Origin of the sequence: Rhizobium sp. RHZ02, from assembly GCF_014851575.1 — a bacterium.
GTDB lineage: Bacteria > Pseudomonadota > Alphaproteobacteria > Rhizobiales > Rhizobiaceae > Rhizobium > Rhizobium altiplani.
Genome location: NZ_JACUZX010000003.1, coordinates 333,881 through 348,429, shown reverse-complemented (window position 1 = coordinate 348,429; position 14,549 = coordinate 333,881). Strand labels below are relative to the sequence as shown.

Here is a 14,549-nt window from a genome sequence, read left to right as displayed (position 1 = left end):
GCAGTACGTGCGATGGATGGTTGGTTGTGCTCTTATGGGCGTGGCCCAAATTCGGCCTCTGTAACAATGCTCGGGGGTCCGCGAACCCCTGCGGACCTCTTAATTCCCCCAAATTATTTAGTCGCACTAATGCAAACGAGGCGTCGCACTTTCATCGTCGAGCGATATTTTTCGCATGGCTTGCAAAGTCGCTCGCAAGCAGAGAGGCGCACTGCCATGCGGAACCCCAAACAAGGCCAGTGCGCCTCTCCCCCACATGTCTCAAAGCGACGCAGCTGCCGTGAAGAACGCGTCGATCTGCTCCTCCGTGAAGCCCATGGCAGCGAAACCCCGTTGCCATCATCGGCTCAGTCCGGACGAACGATCCTGAATACGCATAGGCGATCTGAACTGCCTTGGACTGCGAAGCGCTCCACGCGCCGACTTCCTCCAGGAGGCGGCGGCTAGAAACTGTAGCTTGAACTGCCCAGCGGAAACGCTTTCTACTTTCCGCTCCATGACAGGCCCCGAGGCGATGAATTCCGCCTCTTCCTCCGGGGTCATCTCATACTCGACACCATTGACGATTTTCTTCATCCGCGCAGCGCCGTTGTCCGCGAGAACCGCGGTGTAGTTCCCCGATTTCGTCGCTTAGGTCGACCCCACGACGGGAGAGCCGTTTATGCTCAGGCCGCTGGCGTCGAACATGGCAACCTCGTTGGCCGCAGATACCCCCAGTCACTGACCTTCGATGGCTTTGATGGGAACAACGACGGGCACTACGGGGTGGCATCGTTCCTCGTCCAAGACATGGGCCGCTTCGAAGAATTCAAGGGCCGGCCCTTGAACTCTCACAGTCAAGGCAGCCTGCCGAAGTACAGAAATATGCTTCCGGCAAATCCGCCCTCCAGCGCGCAGGGTTTAGCACTAAAGCCCTTCCTGCAGGCGAGATACTCGACATTATCAAAGCCTGATCTTTGTTAGCTGTGCGGGTGGGAATGAACCTCTCACCGGTCTAGCAGTTTTTGCACCTGCCGCGCCTGGCATGCCGACAGACCGGCAACGAGAATGATGGCGACTACCTCTTGGCACCAGCCGACAGCACCCGGTGTGTTGCATCGCCGAGCGCATGGCTTGTTTGGACCCATCCTGCTTCAAGTCATACGCGGTGCTAGCGCAACCGGCCAGGCTAAATTAGGAAGGCAATGCAGATCGCGATGGTCTGCTTCATCATCGTTTTCTCACGTTGGTCCTGTAGAGGCAGCAAAAGGCGAATTCAACGGAGCTACCGATATCTCTTGCTATTCAGCGGCCAATGATAGCTAGGTCTGTTTTCACGAGGAGACTGCGCAAATGGCCAAGGGTCAGGTACGAAGCAACAAGGAAGTTAGGAAGCCCAAAAAGGACAAGGCTGCCCCCAAAAGCGCCCCGCCCACTCTAGGTTCTCAGGTCAAGGATAGCCACAGCGGCTTGAAGAAGAAGTAAGGTATGCGGAGGCGAAATACAGTCGCCTGTTCTACGCCCACGCAATAAGGAGGCCGTAGTGTCAAACCAAAGACCGCGACGCGGCAAAGCCGATCCGGGGTTCTCAGGGCGTGAACCATACCACGTTGCAACGTTTGCAGAGAAGCACGGCATCGCCACGTCCGATGCACAACGCATCATCAAAATGCATGGATCTGACCGTGATGCTTGTGACAAGGCCGCTAACCGGCTGAAATAGCATAGATAGCCGAGGGCGGCGGGTGAAGGGTCGATTGCGGCTGTACCGTTCGGCTCGCTACAGGAGTTGCCGGAACGCCACGTCTTACGCTGTGGCCGGAAGCGCAGAAACAGACGCCTGATCTCCAAACCAATCAATGTCGCTGCAGCGGGAAACGCCACTTGCAGAGCATAGTAGACGAGTCGGAGAATATCCGGGTCCAGAGTACTCCGCAGGTTTCCCGCGTTTGAGAGACCGAGGTCATAGTACTGCTCGATCCATCGGAAAACGGCGTCTGCCCCTTCCTCCGGTCCTGCCCCGACCTTGTCGGAAAGCCGCTCTATATCAACGTTGATCAGATCGTCTCGGTGAGCCAGCCGGCCAGCCAAACGGTGGTCGTCGTATCTGCCCCAGGACGAGACGGAGCCCTTGCATACGCCGTTGATGAACCCTGGAGTGTGCGGAGGGGGAGGTTCCGGGAAGGGGTCCAGCCGACCGCAGAACCTCCCTGTCGCTCCGTGGGAGGCAGACACCGGGATTTTACAAGCAACCCATAATATTAGCCAGTGGAAAAATGCACGTTCTCGGGATGCCGGCGAGTCTCGGGGATGATGGGGCCAACACGTCAGTAATGACAACTTGAAGGAGCGCGAAGCTTAGAAGCGATCTGATGCCGCCCTTCCATCGAAAACCGGACATCGCGACGGCGATGCGAAGGGATCAGGGAGGACTTGGCCGGATCGAAGTCGCGGTTTCAATCTGCGATCAAAGTCGTGATCGCATCGACCCTGATCCACCCGGTCCGGACCATGCCGCGCTGCCTGTAACCTTCGAGCGCGGCCGACTCGTTTCCGCGTGCCAGATCAAGAGAGGCATCCCCCATCCACTGTTCGCGCTGACTCGTATGACTGCCCTTTCCAAAGGGGACGAGATGGATTGCGCAGCTGTGCAATATTTCTCCTAAATCGGCCCTGCTGTCATGAGTCTGTGACGCGCCGGGCGTAGCACGGCCTTCTACACGCGAGCCAATGGAGAGGGTTATGAACAGACGCGACTTCCTTGTCACCACAACCGCCGCCGCCGGCATGCTCATGCTGCCACGCCTGGCACGGGCCGCGACAAAGACGATCGATCTCTATAGCGGATCGGACGCGAATATCATCGACTTCTGGAACAACATCGTCCGCCCCGCCTTCGAAAAGGCTCATCCGGATTTGGCCGTGAAGATTACCGACGCCGGTGACAACACCGGTTTGCGCGCGATTGCAGACCGCGCTCTGGCAGCGCTCAAGACGAAGACAGACCCGCAGGCCGATATCTTCGAAACCTTCGATCCACGTCTTCCGCCGACAGGCGCTGAAGCTGGTCTCTGGGTGGAGTTCTCGGCGGAGAACGTCGAAGGCTTCGACCACGTCAATCCGCTCGCATTCGACAGCAAGTATTCGCTTCCCTATCGCGGTTCGCAGGTCTTGCTTGCATATGACAAGACCAAGCTCGACCCGAAGGATGCACCCAGGAGCTGGGAACAGCTGACGGCCTGGATCAAGGCCAATCCGGGCCAGTTCATCTACAATCGTCCCGACAAGGGTGGCTCCGGCGGAAACTTCGTCCGCCGCGCCATCCATGAAGCCAACGGTCGTGACCCGAAGAAGTTCACAATCGACAACTTCACGGCCGATTACGCCAACCAAGCCGTAACGCCGGCCTGGGCACTTCTAAACGATCTGGCGCCGTCCCTCTACGAGAAGGGCGCCTATACGGCCGGCAACACGCAGTCGATCCAGCTGCTGGCGCAGGGCGTCGTGACGATGACGCCCGTCTGGTCCGACCAAGTGCTGCAGGCGATCTCGCAAGGTGTTCTGCCGGAGACGACCGGTCTCGTTCAGCTGGGCGATCTCGCATTGTGCGGCGGCTTCTCCCGCATGGCCGTGTTCTCGAACGGTGCCAACACGGACGCAGCAATGAAGCTCGCCGCCTTCCTGCTGACCCAGGAAATGCAGGAAGCGATCATCACCGAGATCGGCGGTTTCCCGGGCGTATCCTGGGAGCACATCTCGGACGAGCTACGCCAGAAGTATGCCGATGTCATCCCGGCGACCATCCCCACCTTCCCGGGCGGTGATTGGGAAACCACCATCAACGACGGTTGGTATCGCAACGTCGCACCGGGTATCAGCCGCACCTGATGCGCAGGTCAATGTCACTTCCGCTCCTTGCGCGATGGTCCGCGCCGGTGAGAAGCCAAGGTTGGGTGGGGCTTGGTTTGGTAGCCCTGCCTGTGCTTCTCTTGGCTTGGCTGATCATCTACCCGATCCTGTCGGCGGTCGCGAGCACGATCTTCGTCGCGCAGCCGGGTGGCGCATCGGCGATATCCTTCGCCTCCTACCGGTTCTTTTTCAGCGACCCGTACAGTCGTGCCAACCTTTGGATCACGCTCTGGACGACGCTGGTTTGCGGAGTGCTGCTTTTGGCAATCGGCCTGCCGATCGCGCTCTATCTCCGGTTTTCCCGCGGGCCGCTCTCGGCCTATGTGCAAGGGCTTGCCATTTTTCCGATGTTCGTGCCCTCGATCATTCTGTCCTATGCACTGATCCGCACGATTGGTCCCAATGGCGCCGTCGACGTGTTGCTGAATGCCGTTGGGTTGCCGAAGCTGCCGTCGCCCTACCTGACGCCGTGGGGGCCGGTGATCGGTCTCGTCTGGGATAACCTGCCGCTCACGGTCCTCATGCTGACGGCCGGACTGGGAAATATTCCGAAGAGCTCTATTGAAGCCGCACGGGACGTCGGCGCTTCGCCGCTGCGCGTCTTCCTGTCGATCATCATGCCGCGGATGGGCAATTCCCTGCTCGTCACCACTTCTTTCGCAATCCTCGGCATCTTCTCGTCCTTCACGCTGCCTTATCTTCTCGGGCCGGCATCGCCGGAGATGATGGGGCCCTTCATGCAGCGGACGTTCTCGGACATGAACGACCCCGTCAACGCTCTGACGCAGGCTGTCATCGCCTTCGGCTTCTGCCTTGTCTTCGGAGTGCTTTACGTGCGTTCGATCGCCCGCAACAGGGGAGGCGTGTGATGCGGCACGGAAGGCTTGTCATGGCGGAGATGGATTGGATCGGCGCCTTGCTGGCATTGCTGCTGACGCTGTTCATCGCTTTGCCGCTCGTTGTCGTCGGAACCTGGGCTTTCAGCGAGGTTTGGCGCTACCCGGCTGTGATCCCCCAGCAGTTCGGACTGCGCTACTGGTCGCTGACATTGTCGCGAACGGATGTGTGGGACGCCCTTTTTCTCAGCCTTCGTCTGGCGACGACGGTGACCATTCTTTCAGCGGTAATCTGTCTCCCGGCCGCCTATGCCTTCGCGCGTATGAAATTCCCGGGCAGGGACGTTCTCTTTCTGTCGTTCCTGGCGTCGCATGCCTTCCCGAAATTCGGGCTTCTGGTGGCGATCGCCGGGATCTTTCTTCAGATCGGATTGATCAGCACATTCTGGGGCGTGGTCCTCATTCAACTGGTCGGAACGCTGATGCTGATGATCTGGATTCCCGTGGCGGCCTTCAAGAACGTCGATCGGCGAATGGAAGAGGCCGCGCGCGATGCCGGGGCAACCCCCTTGCGTGTCTTCTGGTCGATTACCATGCCACAGGCGGCGCCAACGATCGCTGCGGCCCTCCTGCTGACCTTTGTCGGGACGTTCTACGAAACCGAAGGGGCGTGGCTGATCGGAGCGCCGCAGATCCGCACGATGCCGGTCCTCATGGTCACCTTCATCAACAACCAGATCGTCGTTCAGTATGGCGCCGTCCTATCGGTGATGCTGTGGGTTCCCTCTTTCGTCGCACTGATGTTTGCCCGAAGAGTGGTCGGCACCGGTACCTTCGCAAGGGGGCTGGGAGCATGATGTTCATTGCGGCGGATGGCACCAGGAAGGGCTTCAGATGGCACGCTTGACCATAAAGGGGATATCCAAGAGCTTCGGCGCCACCTATGCGGTCCGCGATGTCTCCCTCGATGTCGAGGATGGTGAACTGGTCTGTTTGCTTGGTCCTTCCGGATCAGGCAAGTCGACATTGCTGCGCATGATCGGCGGCTTCGAAAGACCGACCGCGGGAAGCATTCTGATAGATGCAAAGGATGTTACGTCACTGCCGCCGGAAAAACGTCCGACAGGCATGGTGTTCCAAAGCCATGCCCTGTGGACGCATATGGACGTCTTCAACAATATTGCATTCGGCCTCAAGCTTCGCCGCCTTCCCAGAGCCGAGATAAAAGAGCGCGTCGAACAGGCGCTGGCGCTCGTTGGTCTTGCCGACTACGGCAGGCGCATCACCACGCAGCTTTCCGGCGGCCAGCAGCAGCGTGTGGCGCTGGCCCGCTCGCTGGTGCTCGAACCCAAGATCCTCCTGCTCGACGAGCCCTTCGCCAGCCTCGACCAGCACTTGCGCGAGCGGTTGCGTGAGGAGGTGCGCGACATCCAGCAGAGGCTTGGAATCACGACGCTCTTCGTCACGCACGGACAGGATGAAGCGTTGGCGCTCGCCGACCGGATCGTCGTGTTGCGCGATGGCTGCACCGAGCAAATTGCGCCGCCCGATCGCATCTACCGCGAGCCAGAGACCGAATTTGTCGCCGGGTTCATCGGTTCGATGAACTTCATTCGCACCACGGTCAGGAATGGCATCAGCCAACATGCAGCCTTTCCGCTCCCTGTTCCCGTCGCGGACGGAGAAATCGTACTTGCGATTCGACCGGAAGCATTGTCGCTTTTTGCCGCGAAGGAGATGGGTACCGGCATCGTTCACCGCAGCATCGATTTTGGCACCCATAAGATCGTCGACGTCGATCTCAGCGACGGAACAAGAATGAAAGCGATGACATCAAGCAACAGTGACTGGACGATGGGCACGGCGGTGGAACCGGTGGCGGCCGCCTTCAGGGCGTTCCGAGACAACCGGCTCGTTCACCAGTCCGTCGCGGTCGCGACACAGGAGAACAATCGGGTGTTTGGTCATGCTTGAGGGCCGTGGAATTGCGATCGACAGAGCAGGGCATCGCACCTGGCTGAAGTGGCACCGGGGACATCGATTTGCCGGCGACATCTCCTTTACCCGCGCGCGCATCGTGGAAGGCATGGAACTCGGCGCCAGCGTCGAGGTCGATCTGATGCGCTTTGCCGGTGATGGTTTTGCGGTGCTGCACGACGAGACGCTTGATGCCGCGACAACCGGCACCGGGATGGTTCGATCCGCATCCGAGGCTTACCTGCGTGGCTTGCATCTTCGCGATCCTTTCGGGGCGCCGAGCGAACACAAGGTCATGATGCTTGCGGATCTCGGGCACCTGTTGGCTCAGGTCGGCCGGGATCCGAGGGCGGGATTGCAGCTTGACCTGAAAGAAAATTCCGACGTCATCCGTGACGCCGACATCGCCGCATTCGCGGCGGCTATTTCTCCTGTTGCCGACGCAGTCATTCTTTCAGGCGGTGACTCGCTTGCCGTCGAGCGGCTTTCGCATGCGGTGCCTGACATGGCAATTGGCTACGACCCCTGCCACGATGGCGCCATCGAGCGGCTGATGGAAACACGCGATTTCGTGGGCTTCGTTGCCGGTGCGCTACGAGCCGTGCCGCGCGCGCGAATGATCTATCTCGATCGCCGCCTGGTGCTATTTGCGGATCAGGCGGGCTACGACGTGATCGGCGCATTTCAGGGGGCAGGGCGGCTCGTCGACGCCTATACGATCAACTCCGCCGTTCCTTCCGCATTGCCCGGCGTCAAACGGCTCCTGGAACTGAAGGCTGACCAGATCACGACGGATGATCCGGTCGGGCTGGAACGGCTTCTGATCGAAGATCAGGCCTGAAAGCCTTTGACAAGCCAGGGATGGAGGGCGGGATTGCCGGCAACGATGTCTCCGTTCGCGGTGACGGGTCCACCATCAAACGCCGAGATCTTGCCGCCTGCCTCGCGCACCAACAGGGCGGAGGCGCCGTAGTCGTGCAGTGACAAGCCATCCTCAAAAAAACCGTCCAGGCGACCACAGGCGACATAGGCGATCGACAAGGCCGCCGAACCCAGCCGCCGCACGCCCGCGGTTGTGGCCATCAACCGCTTGAGCGCGTTGAAGTACACGTCTTCCGGCACGGCCTTCAGTTGTCCGGGAATCGGCAGGCCGGCCCCTACGAGCACGTCTTCAACTCCCTTCGAGCTCACACACCGGATCCGCTCGCCATTCAAATAGGCTCCGCCGCCGAGCTCCGTGCTGAAAAGCTCATCCAGCATCGCGTCGTAAACGACGCCGGCGACAAGTTCGCCGTCCTCTACGATCGAGATTGTCATGCCGAAATGCGGAATGCCCCAGGCGAAATTTGTCGTCCCGTCGATGGGATCGATATAGATGACAGGCACGCCGTCCTTTGCGTTCCGGTTGCCGACTGCTTCTTCGCCTTTGATCGCGTAGGTGGGAAAGGATCGGTTTAACTCCTCGACGATGATGCGCTCGACGGCAACGTCGATCTCGGTCTGATAGTCCCTCGGCGCTTTTGCGACCAATTCGCCATCAAGGCGGCGACGCAGCGATGTTCGCGCTTTGGCGCCTCCAAGGAGAACGGCTTGCGCCAATGCCGCAAGGCGCGGCGAGGCAGTCGGTGAGATGCGGGATGACACGGGACGGAATTCGGCGAGATTTGGATTCGACATCGTCATGAGGTGATGGCAGAGCCGCATGAAGCTTTGATGACGGGACGTCGAGGCCAGCGTTGGCGGTCGTATCAAGGCGTGTCCAAACGCCAGACGTGGACCCTTGAAAAGGTTTTGTGTGGCCGACACCCGAACTGGGCGATGATTATATCACCGCCGGACGATCACGCGTGTTCCCGGACGGACCATCTCGTAGAGCTCCTCGACGTCCTCGCGGTACATGCGAAAGCAACCGCTTGACGCATTCGTGCCGATCGAGGACGGATCATTGGTGCCATGGATGCGCAGCAGGCCGTCCGCAAGATAAATGGCCCGTGTACCGAGCGGATTGGAAGGGCCGGGACGCACGACCATTGGCAGTCTCGGATTCTTCTGGCGCATGCTGGCCGTCGGTCGCCACTCGGGATATTTGCGCTTCGACGTGACATGCGTCGTGCCGTACCATCGTTTTCCCTGGCGCCCGACCGCAATCGGATAGGCGAGCTGTTCACCTTGAGGCGTCGTATAGACAAGCGTGTGCTCGCGTGTGGCGATGACGATTGTCCCGCCCCTTCCCGTCCGGGGTTGGCGCTGCGGCACCGGCTCGCCATAGTCGGGTGGCGGTCCATATGGACCATACGGATCATAGTAGCCGTAGTCGCCATAGTCACCGTAGTCGTCATACGGACCGTAAATCTGCGCCTCGGCCTGAAAGGCCGCAAACAAAAGCACTGTTGCAAATAGAACCAGGAACTTCATTGTCCGCTATCCGCTTGTTTTGATGCAAGATAACCGCGAAAATCTGTGGCGCCATTGTGGCGGCCGATGTTCCGACGCTACACGCGACGTCGATGCGGAATTTAGGCTTCTTATCATGTCCCAGTCTTATTCCCAGCCGACTTTGCCCCACTGAGAGCTCACAGCAGCCTGCTGATTGATGGCCACAGAAGGAAGAACTAGAAACCTAATTCCGCATTATGACCCTCTGCCGCTGGAGTCCTCGCCTTTTTGGTTTGCGGCTCTTTGTTTTTCCTAAGTCAGACTAAGTATTTTCTGCTTTTTTCAAACTGGCTTCGGTTTGATCACCGCCCCAGATCTGACCGGGATTGCGCACAAGCGAATTGTTCCCCCCAAAAAACCTGATCCGGTTTGGTTATGACAGAGTTCGGCCGCTCCAGTGTCGCTGGATTTGTCCAATCGATTGGTGCCCGCACTTGCTACCACCAATTAGATGCACAGCGCAGATCATTTGAACGTGGATCGTACCGGTGAGACTTGCGGAGCCTTCGAGCACGTGGCTGGAAACGCAAATCCGGACACAAATTGCAACCGGGATCTTATATAAGTCATAAAATGCCCTCACAAGTACTGCCGAATCGCTCAGCAAGCGCGCTGTCGCGGTTCGAAAGAAGACAGTCATTCGACGACGTGACTGGAACACGACTTCGCGCTTAACGCCTGATTTGGCGATTTAGCGCGGAATGAAGAGACGCCGCTGTTTGCGGTCGTCATTCGGTCTCTTTTGCCTCAGTCTAGGCAAGCGATCTCGATTTCTCGACCACCGAAGCCTCGGCCATGGTGTGTCTGCGCTACGACCACAAGGAGTCCATTTGTCTGAAACCGGATCCCTCTCGCAGCCGCGACCCTTCTTTGGGCTCTTCTCGTCGTTGCGTGTTGGCGCTCTGGGGCTTGGTGTAACCAGTTGCCTCGTCAACATCCTGGCGCTCAGTGGCTCGTTCTTCATGCTCCAGGTCTATGACCGCGTCATTCCCAGCCGCAGCCTGCCGACCCTCGTCGGTCTGGTCATCATCGTTGTGTCCCTCTTTGCGTTCCAATGGCTTCTGGATCTCACGCGATCCCTGCTTCTCGGGCAGATCGGACGGGCGGTGGATGAGCGGTTCTCAGGGCGGGCCTTCCTCTCAGTCGCGCTGTCGGCATCGCGCAAGCCGGCACCGGGAGACGGTCTGCAGACGATCCGCGATATCGATACAGTGCGTGGATTTCTGTCCGGCCCTGGCCCGGGAGCGTTGTTCGACCTGCCCTGGATGCCCTTCTACCTCGCCCTCTGCTTCCTGTTTCATCACTGGATTGGCCTCACGGCCGTGGCTGGCGCGCTTCTCTTGACGGGGCTGGCGCTGCTTGCGGAGCTGAAGTCACGCGGTCCGACGAGGGAGACGGCCACCATCCTTTCTGAGCGAATGGCTTTCGCCGAAACCGCGAGGCGCAATTCAGAAGCGGTCGTCGCAATGGGCTTTGGTGGGACGCTCTCGGCGCGCTGGGCCGAAGTCAACCGGCGCCACCTCGACAGTCACTTGCGCACGGCCACTTTCGTAAACTCGCTTTCAACCCTGTCGCGCTCCGCGCGCATGTTGCTGCAGTCCGCCGTGCTGGCCGTGGGCGCCATACTCGTCATTCGACAGGAAGCAACTGGCGGCATCATGATTGCGAGCTCCATTCTCGTGAGCCGCGCGCTCGCCCCGATCGAGCTTGCCATCGCGCACTGGCGAGGATTTGCGGCTGCCCGCCAGGCATGGTCGCGCCTCGACCGCGAGGTCGAGCTCTCCGACGGGCGGCAGCGCGACGTCGCACTACCGGCGGCGCGGCAATCACTGGCCGTGGAGAACCTTCATCTGGGAGCTCCGGGCTCGAAGATGCCGATCATTCGCGGGCTGTCCTTCGAGGTTAGCGCGGGTGAGGCAGTTGGCATCGTCGGTCCGAGCGCCTCGGGCAAGTCTTCGCTGGCGCGGGGCATCGTCGGCCTATGGCCGGCTCTTGCCGGGGATATCAGGCTGGACGGAGGGTCGCTTTCACAATGGACGGCGGAAGCACTCGGTCGCAACATCGGTTACCTGCCGCAGGACGTGTCGCTGTTCGACGGAACCATCGCCGACAACATTGCCCGGTTCGATCCGGAGGCCTCTTCGGAGTTGATCATCGCGGCCGCCAGGGCCGCGGGTGTCTACGATATGATCGTGAGCTTTGCCGATGGCTTCGATACGCGGATCGGCGAGCAGGGCAGAACCCTGTCGGCGGGCCAGCGGCAACGCATCGGGTTGGCAAGGGCCCTCTACGCGGATCCGTTCCTCGTTGTGCTCGACGAGCCGAATTCCAATCTCGATGTTCAGGGCGAGCTGGCACTCTCGCAGGCGATCGAGTCCGTTCGGTCGCGGCAAGGGGTGGTGTTGATCATCGCTCACCGGGCGAGCGCGCTTTCCGCGGTCGACAAGGTGCTGGTTCTCGAGGGCGGTCGGGGCAAAGCGTTCGGCCCGAAGAACGATGTTCTCAAGACGGGACCAAAGTCAGTCGCTGCCACCGGTTCCTTCGTCCGACCGCTTCGCGCCGGCGGGGAGTTGTCGTCATGACCGGGGCCGTGACATCGACGGAACGAGCAATCCGCCGACTTACGTTGCTTGCCCTTGCAACAGCTACCCTGCTCGTCGGGGTTCTTGGCGGGCTTGCCTCGGCGATCCGTATAAACGGCGCGGTGATTGCCCAGGGGACACTGGTCGTCGACAGCTATGTGAAGCCGGTGCAGCACCAGAAGGGCGGCACTGTGGGACAGGTCTTCGTCCGCAACGGCGATCGCGTCGCGGCTGGCCAAATCCTCGTTCATCTCGACGACACCCAGACGAAAGCGAATCTTGCGATCGTATCGCGGCGGCTGCGAGAGCTTGCAGCGCGATCAGCCAGGCTTTCTGCAGAACGCGACGGCGGGAACGCCATTCTTTTTCCAGCGGTCGTCAGAGATGCCGATGCCACTCAGGCTAGCGCCCTCATGAGCTCCGAGCTGCGGCTGTTTGATGACCGTCGCGCATCGCTCAGTGGAAGGACGGCGCAACTGCGTGAGCGCGTCCGCCAGCTCGACCAGCAGGCCGAAGGACTGTCGGCCCAACAGGAGGGCAAGCGTCGCGCCATCGGCATCATTGGCAAGGAGCTTGCAAGCCTGGAGCCGCTGCTTCGGCAGGGAGTTATTCCCGCAACCCGCGTCTACACCCTGCAACGTGATGCGGCCGATTTGACGGGAGAACTCGGCAGCCTCGTTGCCTCGACTGCGGAAATCAAAGGAAAGATCGCCGAAACGGAGCTGCAGATTATCCAGGTGGGTGACGATCACAGAAGCGAGGTCTCCGAACAGCTGAGGCAGGCGGAGGGCGACAGCGGCGAATACGCCGAGCGGCGTGTTGCGATAGAGGACGAGCTACGACACGTCGACATAAGGGCGCCGCAAGACGGCATCGTCCATCAACTTGCTGTCCATGCGAAGGGTGCCGTGATCACGCCAGGCGAGGCCGTCATGCAGATCGTGCCCGATCACGACATGCTCACGCCCGAGCTGAAATTATCGCCACAGGACGTCGACCAGGTCGCAGTCGGCAAGGAGGTCAGCCTGCGGTTCTCCGCGTTCAGCTACAGGACAACACCGGAATTGAAGGGACGCGTTGCATCTGTCTCCGCTGACCTGACAACGGACACGCATTCCGGCCAATCCTACTACACGCTTCGGGTCGCGGTGCCCGAGGGCGAATGGCAAAGGCTTGGCAAGCTGGCACCGGTTGCCGGAATGCCCGTCGAAGCCTTCATCGAGACGGGCGAGCGCACGGCGCTCGGTTATCTTGCAAAGCCGTTTACGGACCAGCTGGTCCGTGCATTTCGGGAGGAATGACGACAGCCATCGGAGGAGGGAGACCATGAGAAGCACGAAAACCCGAAGGAGTTGATAATGGCAAAATCAATACAAAATGCTGTCGGCCAACCGCTGTTCTACAGTGGCGCCTCGACCGCATGGTTCTCCGCAACCGGTTCCGGCCCTGTGCTGAATGGCACATCCGGCAACGACTCCATATGGGGCGATAGTTCCGTCAACGTGACCATGCACGGCGGAACCGGCGATGACATCTACTATCTCTATTCCGCCATCAACCGTGCTGCGGAGGAGCCTGGCGGAGGAACCGACACCATCAACACCTGGATGAGCTATACGCTCCCTGAGAATTTCGAGAACCTGACCGTAACAGGCGCCGGGCGCTATGCTTTCGGCAACGCTCAGGACAACATCATCTCTGGAGCCTCGGGAAGCCAGACGATCGACGGCGGTGCCGGCAACGACGTGCTGATCGGCGGAGGCGGAGCCGATACATTCCTCGTCACCAAGGGCCACGGGAGTGATCTGATCGTCGATTTCAGCAGCGACGATACGGTGCGTCTGAACAGCTACGGGCTTTCTTCTTTCGAGCAGGTGCTGGCTCATACGACGCAGGAGGGCGCCAACCTGCGGCTGGATCTCGGTGGCGGTGAGAGCCTCGTCTTTGCCAATACCGAGGTGTCGGATCTGCACGCCAGCCAATTCCAGCTGACGCTCGACCGCTCACAGCTCGCGCTGAGCTTCGATGACGAGTTCAACAGCCTGTCCCTGCGCAGTGGCGACCAGGGCACGTGGGATGCCAAGTTCTGGTGGGCGCCGGACCGCGGCAGCCCGTTGACCGGTAACGGCGAGCTGCAGTGGTACATCAACCCGTCCTACGCACCGACTGCAGCGGCAAATCCATTCTCTGTGAGCAACGGCGTATTGACGATTTCTGCAGAACCCGCCTCGCAGGCGATTCAGGCGCAGATCAACGGCTACGACTACACATCTGGTCTCCTGAACACCCATTCATCCTTTGCCCAGACCTATGGCTATTTCGAAATTCGTGCCGATATGCCGACGGAACAGGGCGTCTGGCCGGCCTTCTGGCTGCTCCCGGAGGACGGCTCGTGGCCACCAGAACTCGACGTCGTCGAGATGCGCGGTCAGGAGCCGAACGTTGTCAATGCCACAGTCCACAGCGACCATGGCGGCGCACATACGATGACGTCCTTTCCGGTCAAGGTGGCAAGTACTGAAGGCTTCCACAACTACGGCGTTCTGTGGGACGAGGATCACATCACCTGGTACTTCGATGACGTCGCAGTCGCGCAGACGGATACACCCGAAGACATGCACGACCCCATGTACATGCTGGTCAACCTCGCTGTCGGCGGTACGGCTGGAGCGCCGTCCAACGGTCTGGCGAACGGATCGGAAATGCACATCGACTATATCAGGGCCTACACCCTCGCGGACAGCCCATTGCACGCTGCGACGGAAGCCACTGCGAGCAACGATTGGCACATCTGACGAGGTGAAAGCCAAGCGGGATGAGGTCGGAGGCT

The 14,549-nt window shown here is 60.0% G+C and carries 10 protein-coding genes and 1 pseudogene; 8 read left to right on the top strand and 3 right to left on the bottom strand.

The annotated features are described in order from the left end of the window. Positions 1 to 1,057 precede the first annotated feature (1,057 nt). Positions 1,058 to 1,213, bottom strand: a pseudogene (locus IB244_RS32885) (entericidin). A gap of 1,508 nt (positions 1,214 to 2,721) precedes the next feature. On the opposite strand from IB244_RS32885, the gene IB244_RS07175 reads away from it, so the two are divergent. The 5 genes from IB244_RS07175 to IB244_RS07155 are packed head-to-tail and all read left to right on the top strand — an operon-like array spanning position 2,722 to position 7,542. Next, positions 2,722 to 3,867 (top strand): extracellular solute-binding protein, encoded by a 1,146-nt coding sequence (locus IB244_RS07175; protein WP_192303620.1) that lies wholly within the window; start codon positions 2,722 to 2,724, stop codon positions 3,865 to 3,867. An 11-nt stretch (positions 3,868 to 3,878) separates the two neighbouring features. Continuing rightward, the gene (locus IB244_RS07170) at positions 3,879 to 4,757 is read left to right on the top strand and encodes an ABC transporter permease (RefSeq protein ID WP_246734364.1); all 879 of its coding nucleotides are present in this window, start codon (positions 3,879 to 3,881) and stop codon (positions 4,755 to 4,757) included. Next, positions 4,757 to 5,581: an ABC transporter permease gene (locus tag IB244_RS07165; RefSeq protein WP_192303616.1), complete on the top strand. Its 825-nt coding sequence runs from the start codon at positions 4,757 to 4,759 to the stop codon at positions 5,579 to 5,581. Before IB244_RS07170 ends, IB244_RS07165 begins: the two co-directional genes overlap by 1 nt. 37 nt (positions 5,582 to 5,618) lie before the next feature. Beyond that, complete coding sequence (locus tag IB244_RS07160; protein WP_192303614.1) at positions 5,619 to 6,698, top strand: ABC transporter ATP-binding protein; 1,080 nt, start codon at positions 5,619 to 5,621, stop codon at positions 6,696 to 6,698. Beyond that, positions 6,691 to 7,542: a glycerophosphodiester phosphodiesterase gene (locus tag IB244_RS07155; protein ID WP_192303612.1), complete on the top strand. Its 852-nt coding sequence runs from the start codon at positions 6,691 to 6,693 to the stop codon at positions 7,540 to 7,542. The genes IB244_RS07160 and IB244_RS07155 overlap by 8 nt, the downstream gene beginning before the upstream one ends. Here the strand turns inward: IB244_RS07155 and IB244_RS07150 are convergent. Further along, positions 7,533 to 8,378, bottom strand: coding sequence for an inositol monophosphatase family protein (locus IB244_RS07150; protein ID WP_192303821.1), 846 nt, complete (start codon positions 8,376 to 8,378; stop codon positions 7,533 to 7,535). The two genes, IB244_RS07155 and IB244_RS07150, sit on opposite strands and share 10 nt — an antisense overlap. Positions 8,379 to 8,528: 150 nt before the next feature. Next, entirely contained in the window at positions 8,529 to 9,116 is a 588-nt protein-coding gene (locus tag IB244_RS07145) for a L,D-transpeptidase (protein ID WP_112824936.1), read from the bottom strand. Between the two features lie 851 nt (positions 9,117 to 9,967). On the opposite strand from IB244_RS07145, the gene IB244_RS07140 reads away from it, so the two are divergent. From IB244_RS07140 to IB244_RS07130, 3 genes are read left to right on the top strand one after another with little or no spacing between them, the layout of a single operon-like run. Next, positions 9,968 to 11,719, top strand: coding sequence for a type I secretion system permease/ATPase (locus IB244_RS07140; RefSeq protein ID WP_192303610.1), 1,752 nt, complete (start codon positions 9,968 to 9,970; stop codon positions 11,717 to 11,719). Beyond that, complete coding sequence (locus IB244_RS07135) at positions 11,716 to 13,020, top strand: HlyD family type I secretion periplasmic adaptor subunit (protein ID WP_192303608.1); 1,305 nt, start codon at positions 11,716 to 11,718, stop codon at positions 13,018 to 13,020. Before IB244_RS07140 ends, IB244_RS07135 begins: the two co-directional genes overlap by 4 nt. Positions 13,021 to 13,077: 57 nt before the next feature. Continuing rightward, on the top strand, positions 13,078 to 14,514 hold the full coding sequence (locus IB244_RS07130; RefSeq protein ID WP_192303606.1) for a family 16 glycosylhydrolase: 1,437 nt from the start codon (positions 13,078 to 13,080) through the stop codon (positions 14,512 to 14,514). The last annotated feature ends 35 nt before the right edge of the window (positions 14,515 to 14,549 follow it).

Bases quoted from the DNA above. Each gene is read 5' to 3' on its own strand.
- IB244_RS07170 (WP_246734364.1), top strand. From the start codon at position 3,879: ATGTCACTTCCGCTCCTTGCGCGATGGTCCGCGCCGGTGAGAAGCCAA.
- IB244_RS07145 (WP_112824936.1), bottom strand. From the start codon at position 9,116: ATGAAGTTCCTGGTTCTATTTGCAACAGTGCTTTTGTTTGCGGCCTTT.
- IB244_RS07160 (WP_192303614.1), top strand. From the start codon at position 5,619: ATGGCACGCTTGACCATAAAGGGGATATCCAAGAGCTTCGGCGCCACC.
- IB244_RS07155 (WP_192303612.1), top strand. From the start codon at position 6,691: ATGCTTGAGGGCCGTGGAATTGCGATCGACAGAGCAGGGCATCGCACC.
- IB244_RS07175 (WP_192303620.1), top strand. From the start codon at position 2,722: ATGAACAGACGCGACTTCCTTGTCACCACAACCGCCGCCGCCGGCATG.
- IB244_RS07165 (WP_192303616.1), top strand. From the start codon at position 4,757: ATGCGGCACGGAAGGCTTGTCATGGCGGAGATGGATTGGATCGGCGCC.
- IB244_RS07135 (WP_192303608.1), top strand. From the start codon at position 11,716: ATGACCGGGGCCGTGACATCGACGGAACGAGCAATCCGCCGACTTACG.
- IB244_RS07150 (WP_192303821.1), bottom strand. From the start codon at position 8,378: ATGTCGAATCCAAATCTCGCCGAATTCCGTCCCGTGTCATCCCGCATC.
- IB244_RS07130 (WP_192303606.1), top strand. From the start codon at position 13,078: ATGGCAAAATCAATACAAAATGCTGTCGGCCAACCGCTGTTCTACAGT.